Source organism: Pseudoalteromonas sp. J010 (assembly GCF_003934235.1).
In the GTDB taxonomy this organism is placed as follows: Bacteria; Pseudomonadota; Gammaproteobacteria; order Enterobacterales; family Alteromonadaceae; genus Pseudoalteromonas; species Pseudoalteromonas peptidolytica.
Genome location: NZ_RDBW01000001.1, coordinates 146,270 through 169,827 on the forward strand (window position 1 = coordinate 146,270; position 23,558 = coordinate 169,827).

The 23,558-nt window shown below is 43.1% G+C and carries 21 protein-coding genes; 1 reads left to right on the top strand and 20 read right to left on the bottom strand.

Annotation, left to right across the window (positions count from 1 at the left end; all coding sequences use genetic code 11):
* Positions 1-147: 147 nt before the first annotated feature.
* The 20 genes from EAG18_RS00660 to EAG18_RS00755 form a co-directional block, all read right to left on the bottom strand.
* Positions 148-1,098 (bottom strand): sensor domain-containing diguanylate cyclase, encoded by a 951-nt coding sequence (locus tag EAG18_RS00660; protein WP_125250492.1) that lies wholly within the window; start codon positions 1,096-1,098, stop codon positions 148-150.
* Between the two features lie 70 nt (positions 1,099-1,168).
* Positions 1,169-1,930: a hypothetical protein gene (locus tag EAG18_RS00665; protein WP_125250493.1), complete on the bottom strand. Its 762-nt coding sequence runs from the start codon at positions 1,928-1,930 to the stop codon at positions 1,169-1,171.
* A gap of 10 nt (positions 1,931-1,940) precedes the next feature.
* On the bottom strand, positions 1,941-3,176 hold the full coding sequence (locus EAG18_RS00670; protein ID WP_125250494.1) for a type II secretion system F family protein: 1,236 nt from the start codon (positions 3,174-3,176) through the stop codon (positions 1,941-1,943).
* Positions 3,176-4,834 carry a GspE/PulE family protein gene (locus EAG18_RS00675; protein ID WP_125250495.1) on the bottom strand — a complete coding sequence of 553 codons (1,659 nt, stop codon included), beginning with the start codon at positions 4,832-4,834 and terminating at the stop codon, positions 3,176-3,178. Before EAG18_RS00675 ends, EAG18_RS00670 begins: the two co-directional genes overlap by 1 nt.
* A 9-nt stretch (positions 4,835-4,843) precedes the next feature.
* Positions 4,844-6,505, bottom strand: a complete 1,662-nt coding sequence (locus tag EAG18_RS00680) for an ExeA family protein (protein WP_125250496.1) — start codon at positions 6,503-6,505, stop codon at positions 4,844-4,846.
* Positions 6,502-7,449, bottom strand: coding sequence for a tetratricopeptide repeat protein (locus EAG18_RS00685; RefSeq protein WP_125250497.1), 948 nt, complete (start codon positions 7,447-7,449; stop codon positions 6,502-6,504). Before EAG18_RS00685 ends, EAG18_RS00680 begins: the two co-directional genes overlap by 4 nt.
* The gene (mshL, locus tag EAG18_RS00690; protein ID WP_125250498.1) at positions 7,446-9,173 is read right to left on the bottom strand and encodes a pilus (MSHA type) biogenesis protein MshL; all 1,728 of its coding nucleotides are present in this window, start codon (positions 9,171-9,173) and stop codon (positions 7,446-7,448) included. The genes EAG18_RS00685 and mshL overlap by 4 nt, the downstream gene beginning before the upstream one ends.
* A 37-nt stretch (positions 9,174-9,210) precedes the next feature.
* Entirely contained in the window at positions 9,211-11,631 is a 2,421-nt protein-coding gene (locus EAG18_RS00695; protein WP_125250499.1) for a hypothetical protein, read from the bottom strand.
* On the bottom strand, positions 11,619-12,725 hold the full coding sequence (locus tag EAG18_RS00700) for a type II secretion system protein (protein WP_125250500.1): 1,107 nt from the start codon (positions 12,723-12,725) through the stop codon (positions 11,619-11,621). Before EAG18_RS00700 ends, EAG18_RS00695 begins: the two co-directional genes overlap by 13 nt.
* Complete coding sequence (locus tag EAG18_RS00705) at positions 12,722-14,119, bottom strand: prepilin-type N-terminal cleavage/methylation domain-containing protein (protein WP_125250501.1); 1,398 nt, start codon at positions 14,117-14,119, stop codon at positions 12,722-12,724. The genes EAG18_RS00700 and EAG18_RS00705 overlap by 4 nt, the downstream gene beginning before the upstream one ends.
* Positions 14,120-14,121: 2 nt before the next feature.
* Positions 14,122-14,877, bottom strand: coding sequence for a type II secretion system protein (locus EAG18_RS00710; RefSeq protein ID WP_125250502.1), 756 nt, complete (start codon positions 14,875-14,877; stop codon positions 14,122-14,124).
* Complete coding sequence (locus EAG18_RS00715; protein ID WP_125250503.1) at positions 14,878-15,351, bottom strand: hypothetical protein; 474 nt, start codon at positions 15,349-15,351, stop codon at positions 14,878-14,880.
* Positions 15,348-16,655, bottom strand: coding sequence for a hypothetical protein (locus tag EAG18_RS00720; RefSeq protein WP_125250504.1), 1,308 nt, complete (start codon positions 16,653-16,655; stop codon positions 15,348-15,350). Before EAG18_RS00720 ends, EAG18_RS00715 begins: the two co-directional genes overlap by 4 nt.
* Entirely contained in the window at positions 16,655-17,140 is a 486-nt protein-coding gene (locus EAG18_RS00725; protein WP_125250505.1) for a hypothetical protein, read from the bottom strand. Before EAG18_RS00725 ends, EAG18_RS00720 begins: the two co-directional genes overlap by 1 nt.
* Positions 17,141-17,149: 9 nt before the next feature.
* Positions 17,150-17,971 carry a type II secretion system protein gene (locus EAG18_RS00730; RefSeq protein ID WP_125250506.1) on the bottom strand — a complete coding sequence of 274 codons (822 nt, stop codon included), beginning with the start codon at positions 17,969-17,971 and terminating at the stop codon, positions 17,150-17,152.
* A gap of 10 nt (positions 17,972-17,981) precedes the next feature.
* Positions 17,982-18,788: a type II secretion system protein gene (locus EAG18_RS00735; protein WP_125250507.1), complete on the bottom strand. Its 807-nt coding sequence runs from the start codon at positions 18,786-18,788 to the stop codon at positions 17,982-17,984.
* Positions 18,789-18,801: 13 nt separating this feature from the next.
* On the bottom strand, positions 18,802-19,593 hold the full coding sequence (locus EAG18_RS00740; protein ID WP_125250508.1) for a type II secretion system protein: 792 nt from the start codon (positions 19,591-19,593) through the stop codon (positions 18,802-18,804).
* Positions 19,594-19,626: 33 nt separating this feature from the next.
* Positions 19,627-20,232 carry a prepilin-type N-terminal cleavage/methylation domain-containing protein gene (locus tag EAG18_RS00745; RefSeq protein ID WP_125250509.1) on the bottom strand — a complete coding sequence of 202 codons (606 nt, stop codon included), beginning with the start codon at positions 20,230-20,232 and terminating at the stop codon, positions 19,627-19,629.
* A 681-nt stretch (positions 20,233-20,913) separates the two neighbouring features.
* Positions 20,914-21,618 carry a DUF3581 family protein gene (locus tag EAG18_RS00750; RefSeq protein ID WP_125250510.1) on the bottom strand — a complete coding sequence of 235 codons (705 nt, stop codon included), beginning with the start codon at positions 21,616-21,618 and terminating at the stop codon, positions 20,914-20,916.
* 98 nt (positions 21,619-21,716) lie between these two features.
* The gene (locus tag EAG18_RS00755; protein WP_125250511.1) at positions 21,717-22,355 is read right to left on the bottom strand and encodes a cytochrome b/b6 domain-containing protein; all 639 of its coding nucleotides are present in this window, start codon (positions 22,353-22,355) and stop codon (positions 21,717-21,719) included.
* Between the two features lie 255 nt (positions 22,356-22,610).
* Between EAG18_RS00755 and EAG18_RS00760 the strand changes: the two genes are divergently transcribed.
* The gene (locus EAG18_RS00760) at positions 22,611-23,468 is read left to right on the top strand and encodes a transporter substrate-binding domain-containing protein (RefSeq protein ID WP_275557201.1); all 858 of its coding nucleotides are present in this window, start codon (positions 22,611-22,613) and stop codon (positions 23,466-23,468) included.
* Positions 23,469-23,558 lie beyond the last annotated feature (90 nt).

A 23,558-nucleotide genomic window follows, 5' to 3' on the forward strand; every position in this document is an offset into this window, starting at 1 on the left:
TTATGGCATTGGTAACCGAACCAAAACTCGGCCACGCTAAATTCGAACAAAGATTGCTATATTCTCTCTGATCTTGGCCATTTTAACAACTTGATGACCATAATTTTCACAGTAAAAATCCATCATCTCAACCCAAGCCACTGTGCACTAGCGTGGCTTTTGTTGATACATTTGCTTGTCGGCACGTGAGAACAAGCTCGCCATGCTTTCAAATTTACTGTCGCACTTGGCAAATCCCGCCGAAAAGCCACACTTGGGTAACTGCTGTGCCTTTAATGCTTGGTAAAATGCAGCTTCGCTTTGATAAATAAAGTCTTGGACGTCATCTTCATTGACCCGTTGCACCATAGCAATAAATTCATCGCCACCATAGCGCCCAATGATGTCATCTTCACCGCTTATTTCCTTCAGCGCTTTACCTAAGCATTGCAATACTTGGTCGCCAACTTCATGACCATAACTGTCGTTGATGGGTTTGAATCCATCCAAATCTAAAAAAATACAGTATAACGACGCGCCAAGCTTAAATGCGATGTCACGTTTATGTTCACCAAGCAGCTCTGTCGCTCGACGATTTAACACTTCGGTTAAAGGGTCTTGCATCGCAATCGCTTTGATTTTGCTGTAACGCTCAATCATGACGAGGTCATCTTCGAGCATATCGCGCAAGTGCTCAACAAATTCAATCATTGATGGAGCGTAATTGGTTGGCTTAAAGTCCATTACACATAAAGTGCCGAATGACTTACCATTCGGCCAGTGAATGGGCACGCCTAAATAAGATTCAAAGCCATCTTCGGCGACTTCCGGATTATCATCCCATTTGGCATTGCAGCTGGCGTGTTGCTCGTAAAGATTGCGATTGTTAGCTAAGACATGCTTACAAAATATATTGGTTTCTTGGGGAATAAAGCCACCAGCAGGGTAAGGGTTTTGCGCTTGAGCACTGGAAATCATGACGGTAAACCCGTCTTGTTTTTTTTGTACCACAAAAGCTGCAGGCGCTGAGAGTATTTTCGCTAACAAGTCGACTGTTTTTTGCCACTTGACTAACGCCTCTTGCGTTGTATCACGTTTAAATAAATCTGAGTAGGGCACACAGTTACCTTGCTAAAAACCACGGTGCCCTTAATAATAATTCGCTTAAAATAAATTTCAATTGTACGGTTTACTTCCGTGACAAAGCAGGGATATCCATCATATTTTTATAGCTTGGATCGATACTAAATTGCTTAGCTGGAAATTTCACTTCTTTCACCCGCACAAACTGTGACGATGATTGCTGCCCGGGTTGACTACCCAAAGGTGAAACATCAATACTGATCTTATTCTCAAGCGTTGGCATGGTATAACCAGAGAGGCTGCCAACATACTGTTGATAGCGATTAAACACAGCGGCATGTTGAGCTGATAAGCCAATATCGGCGATGTCAGCAAAGCATACCTGTTGCTGTAGCATGGCCACGCTAAACTCATAAAGCTCACAACTGATACCATTAATCCGTGCACGCTGGTTTAGCTTTTTTAATTGGTTATTGCCATTGCTCTTAAGCTGTTTGATTTGTTGCTCAGCCATGCGCAGCGCACTTTTTGCCGTTTCAAGATGAGCTACATTCTCTAACCCCTCTTGGCTTTGTAATTTTTTTAATTCAGCCTCTTGCTTTGTCAACAAAGCAGACAAATCACCAAACATGTTATTGCTCATTTCCATGTAGCTTTTTGACGTTGGTGTAACGACATATAGTTTGTTTTTCAAGGCATCAAATAGCTGATACTGTGCTGCGTTATCCATACGCATGGTATGGCCTTTAATCTTGAAGCTTTGCTGCCCAAGACCGGACTTGAATACTAGCTCCACTTCCGCTTGCGCTACCCCTGAAAGGGCCACAAATGACGCTGCAACCACAGTTTTAAACTTTAATAAATTCATAGTACTAAACTCAGAAATTACCGATATTGCCGATTAGGTTATAAATTGGCAGGAATAGCGCGCCGATAATGAATATCATAAACCCTCCCACCAAAAAAATTGCCACCGGTTCAACTAAGGTTTTTAGTTTATCTATGGTGTCATTAACACGAGTTGTATATTCATCAGAGATAAACCGCGCTTGATCTTCAAGCTTACCGCTGCGCTCACCTGTCATCAGCATCCTGATGATAAAGTTAGGGTACGACTTAGTTCGTTTAAACTCATCCGACAAGCTATTACCTTTGGCGACCCCTTGTTGAATCAGTTTTATATTTTCTTTATAAACTTCGTTGGGTACCGCCGCGGCAATTACTCCAAGAGATTTGTAGATATCCACTCCTGAGCGCACCAACAGCGAAAAGTATTCAAACACAAAGGCCATATTTGAATAACGGATCAATTTACCCACAACGGGGATTTTAAGTGCGAGCTTTGAAACCCAATATTTAAACCCTCGATGTTTTTTATAAGCCACCGAGATCAACAAAAACACTGCGACAATTACCGCGATGTAATAAAGCGTATCATGGCGTAGTGAATCCGAGATATTCATCACCATCAGCGTAATGGTAGGCAGCTCAACTTGCATTTGCTGATATAGCTCTGTCATAGATGGGACGGTGTAATACATCCAAAACACACAGGCCAGTAAAGTTGCGAATAACACCACAACTGGATAGATCAGTGCTTTTTTCACATCCACATTAATACGACCAATGCGGTTAATATGTTCCGCCGCATTTAGCAATGTTTGGTCGAGTAAGCCAGTCTCTTCACCAATACGGCACAGATATAGCACTGAGTCAGGAAATACTTCGCCTTGCTTTTCCATTGCGGATGACAAACTGTTGCCAGACTCTAATGCCATTCTTAATTCATCCGCAATAGTTCTAAGCGCCGGGTTTTCGGCGTATTCAGCAGCATCTTGAAGTGCACTAATAATAGGAATACCTGCTTTAAGCATAACCGCGATGTTTCGCAAAAAGTCTGCAATTTCCGACTTTTTAATTTTGCGCTTTGTCGACCAGTTTGATAGCGCATAAAAAGGTTGCCATACTGCGTTTACCGGCTCTAATGCAATAACGGCACAGCCCTTTCGTTCGTAATATTCATGGGCAGAAATTGGATTATCAAAAGGCAGCTCAGCCACCCCTTTCATTGCTTGGCCATCCCGGTCAATGACTTTATATTTAAATAACGCCATTAGTTGTACTCCACTTCTTTAGCAACTAAGTTTTGCAGCTCATCAACCGTCGTCGTACCATTTAACACTAAGCTAGTAGCAACACTGTGCATAGACACGTAGTTACCCGCTTTTGCATGTGCATATAGCTCTGACACTGGCTTATTTAACTCAATGAGGTGACATAGCGATTTGTCTACTGACATAATTTCATAGACAGGCACACGTCCCAAGAAACCAGTATGGCCACATGCCTCACATCCGACACCTTTTGTCAGTACCACGGGCTTATCCAGACCCAAGTACTGCATTTCTTCTGCTGTGCTTTGGACTTCTTCGCTACAGTGGCGGCAGTTTTTTCTCACCAAACGCTGAGATACCACGCCGACGAGAGAGTCAGCAATCATGTGGTTACTCACATCAAGTGAACGTAATCTTGGGATTACTCCCATCACGTCATTGGTGTGTAATGTTGATAATACCAAGTGACCGGTTTCAGCCGCGGTCACAGCGGTATGCGCGGTCTCATTATCACGGATCTCACCGACTAAAATGACATCTGGATCATGGCGGAGGAAGTGCCTAATTGCATCAGCAAAGCCATACCCGGCTTTTTCATTGACTTGAGTTTGTCTAGCCAGTGGTAAACGGTACTCTATCGGATCTTCAACCGTGACAATATTTTTCTTGAGCATATCTAAACTGCTCAAGCCAGCATGCAGCGTAGTGGTTTTACCCGAGCCGGTTGGACCGGTAAGTAAGATAATTCCAGAAGGCTTGTTAAACATACTTTCAATCAACCCAAGGTGCTCAGGTAAAAAGCCCAGTTGTGACAAACTACGCAGTTCCACCTCTCTTGGTAAAATACGCGCCACTAAGTTTTCTCCGTAAGGACACCCAAGCGTCGATACACGAATATCATAACTCAAGCCATTCACCACAACTTCAAAGCTGCCATCTTGCGGTAAACGCTGCTCAGCAATATCCATTGATGCACGCATTTTTATCGTTGAGGTTAAGCGGCTGAGCTCTTTAGGTAATGCAAATGCTGAGCGCATTACCCCGTCAACACGAAATGCCACACTAATGCTTTTTTCCATTGGTCGGATATGAATATCCGTCGCCCGCTTTTTAACCGCAAAACGTAGAATGTTAGTTAGCAACGTGTCTAGCGTGCGCACAGACTCTTTATCGGCAATAAGGTGGTCGATTTCGTCTTGGAGAATCTTTTCTACTGGGTTATTAAGGTAAAAATAGTGGTTATGTAACAGCTTTTGGATCACCCCCTTTTCTGCAAGGTGGATGTCTAAATGTAACTGGCAATATTTGTACACAAGCGCCCGTAGACCGTCTATGTTCTCATTACTCGTTGCAATCGTTAGGGTGCGCTCATCACATTTTAATGGAATGAACTGGCTACCTTTACATAAGTTAAAATTAAACTTTTTTAATGCTTCAGGTTCAGGAATATAGTGAGCTAGGTCAATATAAGGTAGCTTTAGTAATGTTGCCAGTTGTTGAGCCAGCGCACGCTGACTTACAAAGCCATTACGCTCTAGTACTTCACTTAACTTTTCGCCAGTGATCACCTGCTCTTGCAGCGCAAAATCGAGTTCATCCTGTTTAATAGCCCCTGCACTGAGTAATAATTCCGCTAGGGTCTTCATTTCTTGTGTCATGAAAAATCTCTAAATTCTAAAAAATTGAATATGATAAAGTGCAAACAAGGTTGCTTGATCTAAACTGGCTGTGGCTGGTAGCCCCAATACAAACTGTAACTTCTTAATCGCCCCAAGTGTTTGTACGCCCAACATGCCGTCAATGTCTCCACCGTACAAACCTGCGTTTGCTAGCGCCATTTGCATGTTGCTCAACTCCCCTTGTAGCGACGATAAACCTGACCAGGTAAAAATACACTCATGTTTAATGGCAAAGCACACTGCTTGCCCTTGCTCAGAAACGGCATGTAGAGGAAATGACACCACCTGTAAGTTGCCGCTACGTTGCAACCAATTGATGATAATGGTGTTATTTTGCGCAGCCAGCGCTGCCAACACGTCCTCTTTTGCGTAAAACTGCCACAGTGATAATGCTTCCTGTTCCGGTAGTAAACGCTGCGTGAGTTCATGTAACGCACGCTCAGCTAACACTTTCTCAGGCGTGGTAGTGGTGCTATTGCCCTCAGTGGTGGGAGTATTATCAATGACAGCTGGCGCAGCATCAGTGACCATGCTCACCTGCGGCGCTGGTTTCACCTCAGGCTTGTTAATCGATAGGGAAACCTGCTCAAGCTCGCTTACTGTTGTGTTGGTGGAGTCTGAAGGCGCTTCGCTTTGTGTTTCTCTTGACGTGATTGGTTGCTCCGCACTACTTTGCAGCCAATCATCGTAGTGGCCTTTGACCTTATCAACCACAGCAAACTTGCTCGCCAAAAAGGCAGCTGAAACCATCATTGTGGTGTAAATACAGCCAAAGATTATCTTTTTTTGGCTGCTGCGATAATAAAAAAACGCTTCACCAACATCGACAATCGCAAGTCGAATAATATCGCGACTGACCACAGACGTTTGCTTAGCCGCCAACACAATCAGTACTCTATCCATTAATAGGTTTACTAATCTCGGCACCCCACGGGTTGCTCGGTATATCAAGGTCAAAGCTAAGCGAGATACTTGCAGCGCATCATACCCTGAGGCTTGGGTTTTATATTTAATATATTGCGCCATTTGAGCCTTTGATAACGGCAAAAACTGACGAGATAACGCGATACGACTTTTAAGTTGTCGCATCGACTTAGTATTCAGCGTGTCTTGTAACTCTGGTTGTCCCAACAGCACTATTTGCAGTAATTTTTCGGAACTGGTTTCGAAGCTGGTTAGCAACCGGATCAACTCTAGGCTCGCGGCTGACAGATTTTGTGCATCGTCAATCACAACGACAGAAGTCACGGCATTCTTTTTATTTAATAGTAAAAAGTGATTGAGCTGCTGTAGTAGCTCCGGCATCTCTTTTGAGCATGGCGTTAAACCAAAATCCACGATGATTTGCTCAAGTAAAGCAGTTTCTTGCACCACACTATTGAGCACCAGCGCCGTTGCCGCTTGCAAAGTGGCAAGCTCTTGGAGTAACACTCGACTAAAGGTCGACTTACCCAATCCCACTTCACCTGTGATCACCACAAAACCACGTCGCTGATTGAGCGTAAACAAGACTTCATGCAGTAATGCTTGCAGAGTATCGTGCATGTAGTAATGGTTACCATCGGGTACCGCCGGAAACGGATGATGTGTCATCCCGAGGCGTTCTATATGATGATCCATCGCTGGTATGGGAAACTGCAATCGTGTCATGATGATACTTGAAGAGACTGTAGATAACGCAAACGCGACAATAAATCGCGCGCACGGTTTTGCAAGATTATTTCCTTGAACCCTTGTTCTAGCAGGGCTCGAGCCTCGTCATACGACTTGAGCTGCATCTGGCAAACAGCAAGATTCATTCTTGACTGTTCATCTGTTGGCACTAAATAAATCGCTTTTTTCCAATAGCTAATCGCCTGCTGATAATTTGCCTGCTGCATATACATATATGCCCACGCTTTGGTGATAAATGGGCTCGTTGCTGATAAATCAGCATCATACTCTTGCAGTAGTATGCTTAGTTTTTCCCAATCTTGTAATTGCATGGCACGGCGAATGTCACCAAAACGCTGAGCGAGTGACTGTTTTGCTTGAGCCTTGACATTTAAATCAATTTTCACCTCAGGCTTCACTAAAATAGGCGTCTCGACCACCTCTGTTTGTGCTCTAGCATTGGCATTTTGAGGTTGCTGCACATCAATATCTGACACGTCGGTGTCAACCGTGCTCATCGTTAGATGTGGCGTTTTTGGCTCAGCAAGCACAGCAACTTGCTCTACGCTTTGTTCCGTTTTTTGAGACTCCAACACAGGCGCACTCGAAGGCGATTCAATTTGCAACGGCAGCACTTGCGCGTCATCTGTTGTTACTGCATTCGCATCACTCGGCTGCACCACTATCAAGGGGTCAGCTTTAGCACCATACTCCCTTGACCGTTGCGTGCCTTCCCTCACCTTGGTATCTGCTGTAGTGGCAGCAGGCACCAAACTGGTACTCTGCCAATCCCAAAGCATATACGCCGCGCCTAGTGCCCCTACTACGCAAACAGGCACTAGCGCTTTGGTAAAGCGAGTGTTGGTCGTTGAGGACAAAGCTGCTGGCGTCGACGATGACGTTGACTCCAGCGCTTTGAGTGAATCAAAAATTAGACTCAAATCAGGTTAACCTTTAGTACTAGCACCAGCTCACGAACTCCTGTGCCGTTGCTCTTTTTCTTAAACAAGTTACCAAGTACTGGTAAGCTGCCTAGCACTGGAACTTCTGATTCGTTACGGAAGTCTGATTGGTCAATCAAACCACCCATAATGATAGTGTTACCATTTTTCACCTGTAGCTGAGTCGACATCGACTTTAATTCAACCTCAGGCAGGGTCACTTTCACATCAGCACCCGCTTCTACTAAACCGAGGCTCAACGGATTTACTTTGCTTTGTACAGGGTGGATAGACAGGTTGATATCACCATTTTTTGCAATGAATGGCACCACACCAACCATTAAACCATCAAATACTTGGCGTGTTTGAACTTCCTGAGTAGTCGAAAGCCCTGTACCCGTGCCATTCGTCGTGATACGCGTGTCTGAAATATACGTTGATGATGTACCGACACTGATGATCGCAGGCTGGCCATGCTTCGCACGAATTGTCGGGTTAGATAGCACGCCAACATCGCCGTACTTTTGCATCATATCAATCGCAACTAATGTACTGCCCGTTGATTTGTGGAAAGAAAAGTCTGAAGTACCAGAGCCGCCCATAGGTGGTGTCGTTAACGTAATACCACGCGCACCTTGAGAAAGGTTACCAAACGTGCCAACCGCTTCTGATACGCTGCGGGTACCTGCCGAGAAAGCACTGGCAATATCATCACGTAAAATGCTCCAATCCACGCCCCAGCGGAAGTCATCACTCAGGTTCACTTCAATGATCTGCGCTTCTATCAGTAATTGACCGCTATGAATTTGCTCATAGTTATTCACCAATGTTTTAACCGTTTTCATCACTGACGGCTTTGCTCTGACAAATAGCGTACCTGTGGTGCGATTGAGTGAGTACATTGCAAGGTCGTTGCGCACGGCACTACCAAGGCGAGATAGCTTGCCTACTTCAGCCATGGTGCTTGCTCCAGCAATCGTACCTGCAAGAATATCACTGCTGTTACTACCAACGAGCTTTTGCAACATGTTCTCTAGGGCGTCATAGGGGTTTGAGTTTGGCATTGCAACGCCAGAAATTGAAAATTCACCTTTGATCTGGTTGTTGCCAGAGCCACTTGAACCGCCATTTTGACCGCCATTACTGCTGCCACCCAACACGTCGCCGCCAGTGGCAAAAGTACTTTCTACGTCAGACTCCATAAACGCTAAGTTAAATACCGCGTCTTCCATCGGGTTGACGATGATAGTATTGTTTTCAATAGCGCCAGAAACATCTGCGATACGCATGATTTGATCAAACACCATAGACGCACTCACGTCTTTAAACTCCATGCTAATTGAGTAATCAGCGTTGAGTAGGTTTGGATGTACCAATAAGTTCAATCCAGTTTGACCTGCAAATACTTTCAGCACTTGGTGCAGTGCCGCATTCTCAACCGACAAAGTAACCTTAACTTCATCGAGTGGGTTAAACTCAGGTACTTCTACTATGCTTTGTGTTGCTTCATCTAATGCTTGTGTTTCTAGGCTTGCTCTTAGCTTCTGCATACGCTCCCAAGCGCTGCGAGACTGTTCTGCGATCAGCTCATGTGCTTCAGGCTGCTCTTTATGATAAGACTTGCTAAGGTCGACTTGATGACGTGGCGCATTGGCAGTACATCCTGCTAACACAAACGTAGCGGATATCATGGTCATTTTTATAGCAGAATGAGTTAACTTCATAAAATTCTCGTTAAGTCGTTTTAATTGAAATTGGTGATTAATTGTTTAATTCTTTTAGGCCGCCATGCTGGTCAAGTGTCACCCCAGCTCTAGCTGCATCAGCAAGGTTGCTCGTGGCATTATTTAAGCTCTTTCGTGCTTCGGCTTCATCACTGTTTGCTTCTTTCAGCTGTTTTGCAGCCAACCCCACTAATGCGCCGTCAGCAGCTGCAGCAACACCGTACGCGATAGTCGAGCCCACTTGCACACCACCTGCAATGCAGAAACTAACTGCAAACCCCAAAGAGCCAGCACAAGTTGAGAAGTAGCCAGCAGCTTTTACACCCGATGCAACTGCCGTGGCCGTTGACGACGCTAGCTTCGCTGAAGCCATTACCGTGTCAGCCACTGCTTGAGCTTGTGCTCGCTCCGCTGAAACCAACACACCGGAGGCATCACTGTGCATGAATTCAGCAATTTTTATGGAAAGCTCCATTGAGCGATAAGATTCAAGAAGTGCCGGACAGCCTAATTGAGTACTTAAGCTATTAGCTGTAGTCGGTTGAGCAATATCATCAAAAGAGCTGCTCATTACTGTATTTTCTGGCAGGAAAAGGCCGTTATTGTTTTGTAGTGAACTATTGTTATCTAAACGTTGATTGTTACCTGTCCTTACCAAAACAAAAGCGCTACTTTGCATTTTTGCAAACTTAGTTCGAAGTGCCGATGTTGTTAAACTCGTCGCAATAGTGCTAGGTACTGATTTACTAAACGCGTTGCTAGGCTTACCTGCATCTAGCCAATCTAACAGCGCAAGTTTGTAACAAAAGTCGCCCATATTTTTATATGGGTTATACACAAAGCTATCCGTGTTTCTACTATTATCAGGCGAATCATCTTTTTGCGCAGTATTATTTACTTCCTCGAGATAAGCCATCAGCTTCCCTTTGGCATTTTCCTCTTTACATCGTGTGACACTAAAGTTGAACTTTGGTCTTGGGTAGTTACTTTCCACTTCTTCGCAGATATGCTTTTGATTTTTCGCTGTGTCATTAAAATCATCCACTGCGCCGGTGTCTATTTTAAATGCGTTTGTATACTGCTCAATTACGCTATCATCACGTTGATAAAGATCACTATACAAGCCAGTCATCAAATCGCCAGCTTTCTCATAATGTGCTGCAATGCGACGATATAAGTCTGGATCACCTTTACTTCCCGAATTACTCTCGCTTAACGCATCCTCACTTAGCTGAGAAAAGTAGCCAACTTGTGACTGCTCACCTGAATCAGTTTTTAGCTCACCCGTAAAGTACCCTTGCGTTTTATCTTTTAACGTTGTGATGGAGGTGCCGAAAATACTGTTAACTTCTTGCATGTAATTTGAAGATTTTTCAACAAGGCTTAGCGCGTAGCTTTGTACCGCACCAGATAATGTAGATACATCATTGGCATTTAAGCCACTTTGATCACTAAACTCATATAAATTGAATAGTTTTGGGCTACCGTCTGAGTTTTGTGGTAGCTTCATGCTTTGATAAAAACCATCAACAGCTGAATTAGATTGCTTCAATTGGTTATAACGAGAGAGAATAGAGTTAAGCTCTAGCTTATGTTGTTCTAACTTACTGATAGATGCTTGTAAAGAGTCTATCGTTGGCTCAATATTAGATACAATAGCGGTTGCATCTGGAGTGATTTTTTCACTTAAAGTGCGCAATTGGTTAGTGTACTCAAAAGCATCTTGCTTTACATGTAAAATGGCTTCAATTTCTGCAACTTTATTATAGTTATCGTTTCCAAAGCTAAAGTTAAACAACTCATCTCCAGACTCGGCCGAAAAAGATTGGTTTCGCAGGTTAGCTAAGGCATTAATGTAATTAGCATTGATACTATTAGATATGCGAATGCCATCAGGAAACATAGGCAATGGATAGCTTTTTGCAGTGTTACTAATAATATCGACGCGGAATTTATCAAACAGATATTGCACATGAAGATTGTGTTTTAGGGTCTCATCGTTTTCCGGTGATGTAACTGTAGGCTCATTAAACTCTCGGTCAGTGAAATCGATATTAACCGGTAAGTTAGTAGGTATATCTAAACTACGTACTTCTGTCGCTTCGGTTAGGTCAATAGCATTACCTCGGTACGGTACGTAGTGCAAGCCTTCCACGTCGGCTTTTGTCAACCCTAGTGTTAAATAGGGTACGCCACCAGATTTGACCTTCTGACCAGTTGACTCGGTGCACTCTTCTTCACCATCAAAATCAGAATCAGGGCAACTAAGGCGCTTTTCTACCGCAATAAATCCGGTGAGCGCTTCTGTCACCCTGGTTGCGTTTGCTTGCTGCTGTTTAATTACATCAAGTTCATCTTGTTTATTTGTCACTGCACTGATAGCAACAGCTCCAGCAGTGATAGCTAACAAAGTGACCATTAACGGGAATAGGCTAAAACCTTTATTTAGCTTTTGCATGCAATTGCGCTCCCTTTTTGTGCTACTACATTGTCGTGTAATTTGCTGCATATATTTGCGCGATCACGCTGGTATTCGACTATCCGCTCTTGCTGCTTCTTTGTTCTATTCTCGGTTTTTTTTGCATTGACCAGCGCTTCGATTGAATTAGCAATAGCAATGGCTGTCGAAGCGACTGCAGCAGCGTTTGCTGCAAATGCTGACGCGGTTGATGGATCGCCAACTAAAACATCAGAAACCCCATCCAATGCCCCAGCAGCCATACTCGCCGTTTGGGCCGCTGCCGCTGCAATATTTACCCCAGACTCAACGCGAACATTATGAATATCGTTTAAAGTTCCATCCAACGAACTCTTGGTTGCGTCAAAGGCTGCTTTTTGCAGATTAAACGCTTGAATTTGGTTTTCCATGCTATTAGCTGAAAGTAATAAACCAGTGCAGTTAAGCTCGCCAAGTAGCGGTAAAAAGGTTTTAGACAACCCTTTATCGTCACTAACTCTGGTACCTGCCGCCGATTGGTATTCGTTGTTTTTGTCATAAACGAACGTGACAGTAGCGCCACTATATTGTTCATTTACGGTATCGACATTCCCATCCAACGAAGTTCTATCATTACTGGCTTTATTGCTGTCGTATTCTTTGAGGCCGCCACTGACAAGAAAAAAAGCATTTGCCGCCATATCACTTGTAGCCGCAGTATGAATATGTTCGCATAGTCGATACATATTGACAGGTATAGCAGGTTGTGGCTCTGACAATGACATTGACACACCATATCTAACAGGCTGATTCCAAGCGTCTGAGATAACACCGTCTAGTCCCAATGTAATGTATGGTAACGTTCCATATTGTGAGCGAGCACCATTGCAATCTTCGATACCATCTGAGTCAAGATCAGCACAGGGTAAGCGGCGATAGGTTTGCAAATGATTAAGCAAAATATTTTCTGCGTCACTAATTTGCTGCTCAGTGACTAGATAATCAGCCCTAGTTTGTTGCTTATTAAATGCGCTGAAGCCAATACCAGCAATTACGGCAAGTAAACTTGTCAATATTGCAAGCTCAAGCAAAGAGATGCCCTTTTGATACTTCACTTGATCCCCCCTGCACTCTCAATTTCACGCGCTTTTTTGAGCTCTTCTTTCATAACACTACCGGTGTACCTAGACTTGTCACGCAGGTCTTCATAGTGTGCTACAGCACTTTCTAAAGTGCTTCTTGCAGCAGCCTTTTCTAGTGCATTTGTGTCTATATACCAAACACCTAAAGCATAATCTCCTGTTGCAAGTGCAGCAGCCGCTGCCGCCGGTATTGCGCTTCCTTTTGAAGCAACTCCCTCAGCTACAGCGACGCCAATGTTGGCTAGATTTAAAGCTTGATTAACCAGTAAGAAATACCCTTCCAATTCGAGTCTTGCTACTGCTTCCGCTGTATTTAACAAGTAAATTTCCGTATTCGCCATATGAAGTTGATACATATTTTCATTTGCAATATGCGCAATACCTTTGTAAAGCGATGTGTTAGCCTGACTTAGGCGTTTACCACAGGTCAATTCCCTATTCAATTGGGCAAACGTTTTGATAAGGCTAATATCGTCATACTTATTAGATGCTTCTTTAGCACTACTAAAAAACTCAAATGGGCTAGCCTGGCTGCGCTCTGAATAACCTTTACCTGTAAGCACTTTTTGAGAGCGAGATATCGAAAGCGCATATGCGGGATTAATAGATACACTGTCAGATACTTTTACATATAACCGCTGTCCGCCAGAAAGCGAAAGCTCTCGGTTTCGAGCTAATGAAGTAATTTGATGGCAAAAATCCAATATATTTTGGTTGTTTACACTTTCTGTATAAGCTTTAGCAAGTTTCATCCCTTTAGAGTCACTTGTTTCATCCAAGTCTTTGCCTAAGTAGGAGCCATGCAAGCTCCCTCCAGAAGTCACTTCATGATATTTCACCGCGCAGTCACTTTTTCCCTCTTCACAAAGGGGCTCGTGGTTTACAGGTACTTGGCTATAATGATTGCCTTGGATGACTAAATCTTTGCTGTCTTGCTGCTGTCTGTAAACGCCGTATTCAATGCTCACTCTACGCCATTCTTCATCAGCATTTAGTGCGATTTGCAAATCCGCGACAGGTAAATAACCGACATGCACTTTGTTATCGCCACTGACTCCGTGCTCCGTCGGATTTACAGTGACCCCAGACGGTACAGTACAATCTTCACGGCCATCTAAATTAATATCAGGACAGGGTAAGCGATGGTGAGTTTGTAAAAACCCCAAAATTGCCCCATCGATTTCATCAAGCAGTAAGCGTGACTCACTAATTGATAAAGTTGGTGAGTCTTCGCTTTTCCCTCCAGCACCAATACCAGAGGTCATAACAGGTAAAATAGCTGCAAGTAATAAGCTTAAAACGGCCATACTCACTGCTAATTCAACAAGGCTAAGTCCTTGCATACGCTTAAGTTGACTGCGAACCATAACTAATTACATACCTGCGAAATTAAGTTTGCCATCGACACAAAGTGCACCACATCGTCATACTGTGCTGACTTCTCACGACCTGAAAATTCGTAGCAATTATTGCCACTGCCATTTTCGCCATCCAGCATACCGTTTATATTGTCCAAATCTTGTGCGCCCCCTGAGACCAACACAAAAGCTGGATTAAAAACATCAGCAGCCTGACAATTCAATCCCCTAGCTCGGATCACCGACAGCCTGTTGGTACTGATAGCAGCTCTATAACGAGACTTGGTTTTTTCACACAAATCATCGAGGTTCAGTCGCCCACCATCCCAACTGCTTGTTGCACTGTCTACTAACTGAGTCAATGCAAAATCAACGGCATAAAATGGGGCATTGCCAAAAGTATCAACGGGTCGTTGCTCTAGCGCGAGTGTTGTGAAAGGCAAAGTACCTTTTAATAATTCAGGTGGCGTTGCTGCATTAGGGCAATCTTCACTACCATCATTATTGGTATCGGGACAAGGTAAGCGATAATGGGTTTGCGTAAACAACAAAAGTGGTGCTGCGTAAGCATCTAAACTGAGGTTAGAGCCTGAGGCGGCAAGCTTTTCATTACTACTTGTTGCCTGCACTCCGGGCTTTTTACTGTTGTTCATCATCATCCCTGTGCCAACAGAAATGAGGATCCCTACAACCATGATATAAACCGCAAGCTCCAACAACGTGAAGCCGTGGGTTTTACGCTGTGTTATTACCCCGATACTTGGCATTTATAGCGCCTCACCAGTCATGCTTAACCGCGCCATCTGGCCTTGCTGATAAAACACCGCAGTTCTATCTTGCACATCAACAAGCTTTGCACCAGAAGGTAAGGTCTGGCCAAGCTCATACACTTGGTTATCGACTACTGCGTACATTTTATCTGCTGACTTATAAACCATGCTCAAGCTATGCTGGTTAATCACACTTTGTAAGTCAAAGTTGGCATCTCTTGCCACGTAACCAAGCATACCCAGTGACAATGCCTTATCGTTTTCAGCTATCACAATTTGTTTGTCGAGGATAGGCAACAGCGCATGCAGCCGCTCCTCATCAAATTTAGAGTAATTGAGAGTGTGTAAGGGCGGCACCCTTACTGGGTCGTTAAAAGACACTTGAGCTGGTGCTAACCAATTCGCAACCGCCGTAACAATACATGCGCCGAGCGCTATTCCAACGCCTGCTAATCCTAATTTTTTACTCATAGTGGACGCTCCAAATCTAATGCAAAGCTAACCCCTTTGAAGCTGGTTTGTACCGAGCTATCTCTAAGCTTGTAACCTTGACTTGTGAGTGACTTAACAAATTGGTTAAAGTGCTCTATTGGATCGTCTGATTGCGCAGTTTGTGTCCCCACTAAACTAATAAAAAGCTTGTTTTCGTCAGTTTGTTTTGGGTAATCAAAACTTATCCAATCAAAAACCACAGAGTTTTGTGGAATAGCCGTTGCAATATCAGCGAGAACTTCATGATAGCCGGGCAATTTAGAAGCATGCTGAATACGCTCTAAATCATCCAAATAGAGCTGATAGTCGTTTTGCTGAATGACTTTGCTTGGAATTTGCTCAGTTAATGTACTTTGCATGCTCTGTACTCGAGCACTGAGCTGTTGATGACTTTCACTAACTTGGAAGTATTGAAGGCCAATATAAGCATTTGCTGCCAGCAATAAGCTAGCCACCAGTGGCAAGCTTTTTTTAGCCAAATAAAGATATTTTGACTCGCTTTGATTCAGTGCATGCTTAAGCGATAAGCTACCCAAGTGAGGTGCTAGTGAACTAAACATAGGCTGGCCATCAACAATCACAGGAGTTGCTGTGACAGGCTCTAAATCAAGTTGCAATTCACTGGCAAGCGCTTCAGCCCAATCAACACTTGCGTCTGGTTCTAACCAAAAATGTACCGACACTGAGGTCGACTTCAAACGTAATTGGCGCTCAAGCGTACGCAAAGCATTGGTCAAACTTGCGATACGGTTTTCACCTTGAAACATCACCTTAGGCAATGACTCAAAGCCAACCACTTTACCCTTTTGACTGAGTAAAATACTAATATCACTTTCTGTGACAACGAAGCTAGCTCGTACCTGATTGCTCTTATTTGTCGCCGCAAGGCTGGCGTAGAGATGATAATAAGAAAACAACAGGGTATTGTGTAACGTATTATCTGCAATCACCTGATAACGATTATAGGTTTCTAGATTAACCGGTGCGTAAAACACACTGTTGTTCATCTGCGCTTGCTTGTTTTTTTGGATCGCAAGCAACTGCACATTACCTACAATCTCACCACTGTCTTTTAACTCTTTGGATAAGATAAATTCAGCGTATTTATAATCACACTGAATATGCTTAAACGCCGCAGTGGTGGCAAAGTCTGTCACCAAGTGAACGTTTTCAGACAAGGTACCGACAAAGTTATTTACGCCTTTATGCTCTAGCGTCTGCCAGTTTTTTCCGTCGATTAAGACCAGCTTTCCATGGCTTTCAACTAAATACTTATTTGACATTATTTCTGTACCACCAATGCTGTGCCTTTATAAGACAGTAAGAAGTTTTGTACTTCATTTTGGCTGTGTTCCAGCATTTTCACTCTATCTGTGATGCTGCCAGACAAACTCATTCCTTCACGACTCAACTGAAAATTTTGAGGCACATAAAAACGTCCAGGCTGGCTATGTGTTTGTGACATATAAGCATCAATTTCGGCGATAGGGATCATTTGGCGGAAGTTCACTTTATACTCTTGCAAACTAGACTCACCAAGCCCTAGTGAACTTGCTTTCTCGGTTAACTTAGTAACCGCAGCGTCGAAGTTTTTTCGCTGCTCTAATTTAGCTAAATAGCGCTTTTGCTGCTGTTGTTGGTTTATTAGTTCAGAAAGAACCAAACGCTCTGATCTTAATGCTTTATCGGCAGAAGCCTGTAGGTATCCCACTACAGGCAAACTGATAGATAACAATAAAATGAGCGCTAAGCTGATGCGAGTAATCATACTGCTCTCTTATTGCTCCATTTTGTAAACCGCAGTCACTAACATTACGGCATCTTCGTCTCGGTTAAGTCCTTCACGACTTTCCACAACTTGGTCATTCATCGCATAGGTGTTGTTACCTAACCATTCGCGACCAGACTCACCAGATGTTGTCAGTGAATTTGAATTAGGATTGTATTGACGGAACATCCCTTCGATTGCATCGGCTTTGCCATCAATCATGCGGTCAAACTCTCGAGCCAGCTCAGGGGTAAGGCCTCTTAGCACCATCACATTGCCACTACCGTGAATTTGGCCTTCTGGGTTCCACTGGAAACATACTTGAACTTCTTGTGGATTACCGTTGCTATCAAGGTAGACAAATCTATCTTCCCTACCTTCAGAACGAGCTGCTGGCATACGGATCCCTTGACGATCCATCAAATCATGTAAACTTTGTGCAGCTAGCGCACGATCATCGTCCATACCGATACGAGTATGACCTGCCCCTTCACAAATACGCGGTAGTGTTTCTGGTAAGCGAATATCACTTCCTTCAACACCTGGCACCCCTGCGCCACCAGCGTTTTGTTGACGAATACCTACATATTCAAACTCTTTACCCGCAACCATATAGCGCGGCTCTTGCTCACTGTCCCCTAGCACAACACCGGTGCGATTGTAGTACTGGTTATATGCCATCACCCACTGGTCGATAAATGTTTGCTTAAGCTTTTGTACCTCAGCGTTGCGCTGTAGGTTTTGTCCTACTGACACGGCACTGATGATCAAACCAATTACCACCAACACGACTGCCATTTCAACTAGCGTGAAACCTTTATTCTTGTTCATTGTTGCTACCTTACTGATTCATCTTGTAGTGTGCAGTGACAATTTTTACTTGTGCTTCGTCTGTAAACCCTGAAGCGGTTGAAGCTGTTGTGCTTGCTTGACTGTCTTTGTTCGTGAAGCTCCAGCTCACTTGTGGTGTAGTCGCTTGCTCTCTAAAGCGACCTTCTGCGGCGTTGATTTGACCGTCGATCATCTCATCTAACATACGCGCAAGATCTGGAGTTAAGCCCGCAATAACCATCACGTTACCTGAGCCTGAATTTGAGTTTGGCTTGTTCCACTGGAAACACACTTGGATTTCTTGCGGGTTACCATTGGTATCTAGATAGACATAACGATCTTCACGACCTTCTGCACGCCCCGCTGGCATACGAATACCAAGCGCATCAAAGTAGCTATGTAGATTTTCGGTGCTATTTTCACGTCTTTGCGCGTATTGGTCGATGTTTTGTCCTTGACATAAACGCGGCGGCTCATCAATTTGACTATAGTCTCCACCTGTATTTAGCCCTAAAAACTGCGATACCGTTGTGGTTTTTTGATTGTCTTTAGTAAATTCACCCGCGGCATTTACTGCAAACGTTGGCGTACTTAGGCTATCGCCAACAACCACACCTGTGCGCATATAATACTGGTTGTAAGCCTGTTCCCATTGATCCACAAATTTTTGCTTTACTTTGTTATATTCAGAGCTACGCTGTAAGTCTTTACCAATTGATACCGCACCTAGAATTAGCCCGATAACAACCAGTACCAAAGCCATTTCAACTAGCGTAAAACCCGTTTGCTTATTCGACTGAAGAGGTTGGTTTTTCATTCTTTGGTTCCTGTTATTGAGTCATGCGGTAAAATGCAGTAAGGGTAATAACTTGCTGGTGATCTTCTACTGCTGAAGTCGTGTCATTCCCACCACCTGTGCCAGCTGTCGTTACTGTATTGTTACCTGTTGGCCAACCATCACCGCCATTACCTGTACTCAAACCAAGCGTGATTGCATTATCTAAACGAAAGCGGCCATCGTCGGCATCCACAAGGCCATCAATAGCGCTGTCTAGTGAGCGTGCTAAGTCAGGAGTTAGCCCCTTGATCACCATGACGTTACCAGCACCATGGTCTGCACCTGCTACCAAAAATCGGAAACAAACGGTGAGCTGTTGTGGATTACCATTGGTATCTAGGTAGACATATCTGTCTTCATAACCATTCGCACGACCCGTTGGCAAACCAATACCAGCACGGTGGAAGTAGCCAAGTAAGTCTGCTGCTTTGCCAACGGCATTCGTTGCTGGCGTAGAACAAAGCTCAGTAATATTGCCTTGAGAAAGTGCATCATCAGCAGTCCCAAGCAGTATGTTAATAGTTTCAGTGTCAGTAACATTCACTGCATTCACTGCTAATGTTGGCGTTTTTGGGCGGTCTCCAACTACCACGCCCATGCGGTCATAATATTGGTTGTAGGCCTGTACCCATTGGTCAACAAATTTTTGTTTGATCTTTTTGTATTCAGCATTTCGCTGCATATCTTTACCGACAGACAGCGCGCCAAGAATGAGCCCTATCACAACCAGTACTAAAGACATCTCAACAAGAGTAAAGCCTTGCTGACGATATGTTTTCTTCATCGCTATTGTTCCAAGTAGTTAGAGAGTTAAAAGTTAAAATGGCATACGGTAGTAAGCATCTACCGATTGTAAATTGGTGTCATTGGCTACAGGCCAATCGGCATCGGCATTAGCGCCAGCAATGAGGCGAAACATACCGTCACTGGCGTTACTAAGGCCATCAATTGCAGTGTCCAGCTTTGCTGCCAAATCTGGGGTTAATCCATTGATACGTATTGCATTTACTGCAATCTCTGAACCCTGAATACGCCACTGCTGTACGTGAGATAAGCACACTGCTATTTGGCGAGGGTTATTGTCTAAAGCATTAAAAACGGCTTTGTCTTCACGACTTGCGCCGCGGCCAGTTGGCAGTTCAATACCGGCATCATTAAAAAACTTGCGCAAATCAGCATCACAAATATCACCATTACCCTGGTTTATTTTTCCAGTGGCGGGAGTTATGTCTCCTGGGACGAGGCCAACATAATCAAAGTAGATTTTATAGGTTTGTGCCCAAGGCATAACAAAACGGCTTTGGATCTTGGTGTACTCTGCATTTCTTTGAATGTTTCCAGCAACCGAGCTAATGGAGATCAACAGTCCAATCACCACTAAGACAATTGATAGTTCGACGAGAGTGAAACCTTTTTGATTCATGCTACTACAGTATCCAGTTGATAGTTTTGATGTTTAACCTGTTCTACTGATGATTAATGGAAGTTAGCTGCTAGTTTTAACGCTAACTACGCTTAATTCACCTTCAAAAGCCAGCATTTGGGGCATAAATTCGCTTAACTTACATCCAGTAGGTAGCTTGGTAAGCGTTCGGTGCAAAGGCAATATCCACCAAAAATGCTTGCTCAAGTAAAGAAGCAAGTTCAAACAAGTTTTATAAACAAGAGGTTAGCTTTTGCTTACTCAAATCTTAGTTGCTGTAAATTTATTGCTTAATACTGCTAGTGGTGACGAATCTTATACAACAAAATCAAAACACACAATAGTGCATAAAGTTAAATTGTAATCAAAAGAAATTAATATCACCCCATTAAAAACAACAACTTGTAAAAAATAAAAATAAAAATTGTAAAAACGTAAGTTTAAAACCAAAAACCGAACTAATGAGCCAAAAGCAACTATAATCCAAAAGTAGCACCGATTTGAATTACACGTCATTACACGCATGTTTGGAATTTAAACAAAAACAATACTTTGAGCGTAAAAATTAAAAAAGAGGTAATGAAAAGGAATTAAATACTAGAAAGTAAGGTAGGAACGAAATGGTCAAAGTTATTCAATGGGTGAACCTAACCGTGTTACACCCATACAAACACCAAAAAATTAACAAGCAGGTTTTAACGTTAACTTCCTGTTGTTATAATAGGTAATTAATTCATCGACTGTTTGCTGACAATATTCGCGGATCCCAGAAACCAGCATATGCTTTTCCCCAAAACCTACTTTTATACCATTTGCGATTAGGTTAAAGCGTAAATTGATTTTTCCACGCTTGCCATCATAGCTAAACTCAGGTTTGTCAGCCTCAAGTGATACTTCACTGACTGAGATATCATCCATTTGAATGCTCATAGATTCGTAGATAACCATAGGTCTTGCGGGGTTTATCATTACCGCTTGCTCACCCATCAATGGAATGATCACATGTGGGAAGGTAGTTCCGGAAAATTCAACATAATTTGTAGTTAAACTATTGATAAGCGATGAGCATGTACTTGTCTCCCCTTTGCGTGTTACAGAGAGCATTACTTTGTCGTTTGCCATAATATCAAACTGCGCACTGCCCTCGGGGAAAGTAAGAACGGTTGTTTCATCAACCATTCCTACAAAGCTAAACTGCATATTTTCACTCAAACCGTAGTGTTTAAGTACTAATGAGAAAAGTAGATCCCCTGGCACACAAAACTTTTTTGCATCCACATCATGTAATGGGTTGTAATCGTCCGCAACGCCCTTGGCAAATGAGCTGCCTTGCTCTCTGGTAATGGTGATCTGATTCGCCTGTTGTTGATAATACGGCTCTAACATCGTTACTTTTCTCTAACCTAGATAATAAAATTGCGCCATATTACCAGAATTTTTAGCACTAGAGGTCGAATCTGTTTCGGATATTCTGTTGCGAAATATTACAACAAACTACTCAATGGCTCAGCGCCCCAAGTCAGCAGTAACAGCGCCGACAATATTATAAAAATAAAATAAGCGACTATGCCTGACTTCATTTTGGGCGCAACAGCAGCATTTTCTTGCTTGCCTGTTAGCAGTGTTTTAACTAAATTCTGGCCTTTCAAGCGGTACATTACAATCGCCACGATATGAATAGCAATAGCAGCAAGCAGTATGTCAATATTGGTGTGATGGATGTCACCTGCAATCTCAACTAAATCGTAAGAAACATACTGGGCGAGTGGACCTTCCACCAAAATATCATCTGTCGTCATCAATCCAGACCCCAGCTGCACAATAATCAAGATAAAAAACACCAGTACCATTTGGCTGCCAGCCGGGTTGTGGCCAACATGACTTTTACTGGACTTGATGGCACTCACTATGGCTTTTGGTGAATGAAATAACGCGCTAAGTTTTGCCGTTTGGCTGCCAAATAGCCCCCAAATAAGTCGAGTAGTCATTAACGCCAGTAACAAATAACCTGTAACAAAGTGAAGCTCCATCATACCTTCTTCACCCGTGATATATAAAGTAACCAATCCAACCACAAGCAGCCAATGAAAACCTCGGATGAACCCGTCCCACACTTTAGTCATAACGTATTTGCCCCAATAATCAAAACTACCGCTATGATGACAGGTTCTAAAACGCAGTACAAAAACTTATCGTTAAAACGCGCTTGATTGATACATCTATACTATTTATGAAATTGTTAGCTGTGACTTTATTCAAATGAATGACGACGTCAAGCTGGCTATAGCCTACGAAAGTACATGAGAATATAAACCTAAAAGATAAATTACAGCGAATGTTCTATAGTAAGTAGAAATAGGTGTTATCACATTGGGGTAATGATGAAATATCTGCTGATGTTGCTACTCATACTTAGTGGTAGCTGTAACGCAAAAATTCTCCTACTCTCTATTGAAGCTGATGATGAATTTCGACTTTTTTCAAAAAAATCGAATAACCTAGAGTCAGATACAAACAACCTGCTACTCAATCAGTTTGGTCGCGATTTTTTTGATTTTAAAATAGTCACGCCGAGCGAGCTAAATCAGTTACTTGCCAGTGACCAAGCAGTATGTGCTGTATCACGACTTAAAACGCCAAGCCGACAGCAAACTTTTTTGTTCACTATTCCTATTCATTTGTATCCCAGTCACCGCCTCTACTACTTTAAGCAAAGCACGCCCATCGATGCCAGCTTAATTAATAGCACAGGCAAACTAAAGTCATTGAATAGCTTAATGGTATTCTACCCTGATAAAACCATTATTCGAGAAATCAGCAAATCGTATGGTACAGCTATTGATGCTGCATTATCTGAACTAGCACCACACAATGTCTCAGTCCAGCCATACAAAACATCGGCGGATACTATTATTAAGGAGTTTAGTTCAGGTAAGGTTGACTTTATATTAGCCTACCCCACAGTATTTCAAAATAGTTTCCCTAAAGATAAAGCACACTTGATAGGCTCCTTACCTCTTGCGAATAACCTCTCTCATCTAGAAGGCCATATAGCCTGTAGTCACACCCGCGAAACACAGGCATTTATAAAACAAGCAAACGCCATGATACGGGCGCTTTACCCTACCAAGCTTTATATTACGACGCACCTAAAGTACCTACCAAAACCAGATCATCTACTGATCACTCGCAGACTTGCAATGTTGAGCACCAAATACAAACCCATCCAGCCATAATGACGATTAACTTAATGTAAGATAGTCATTGGCATTTGAAATTGCCCACTTGCAATATTGAGAATTTGCCGATAAATTAGATCGCACACG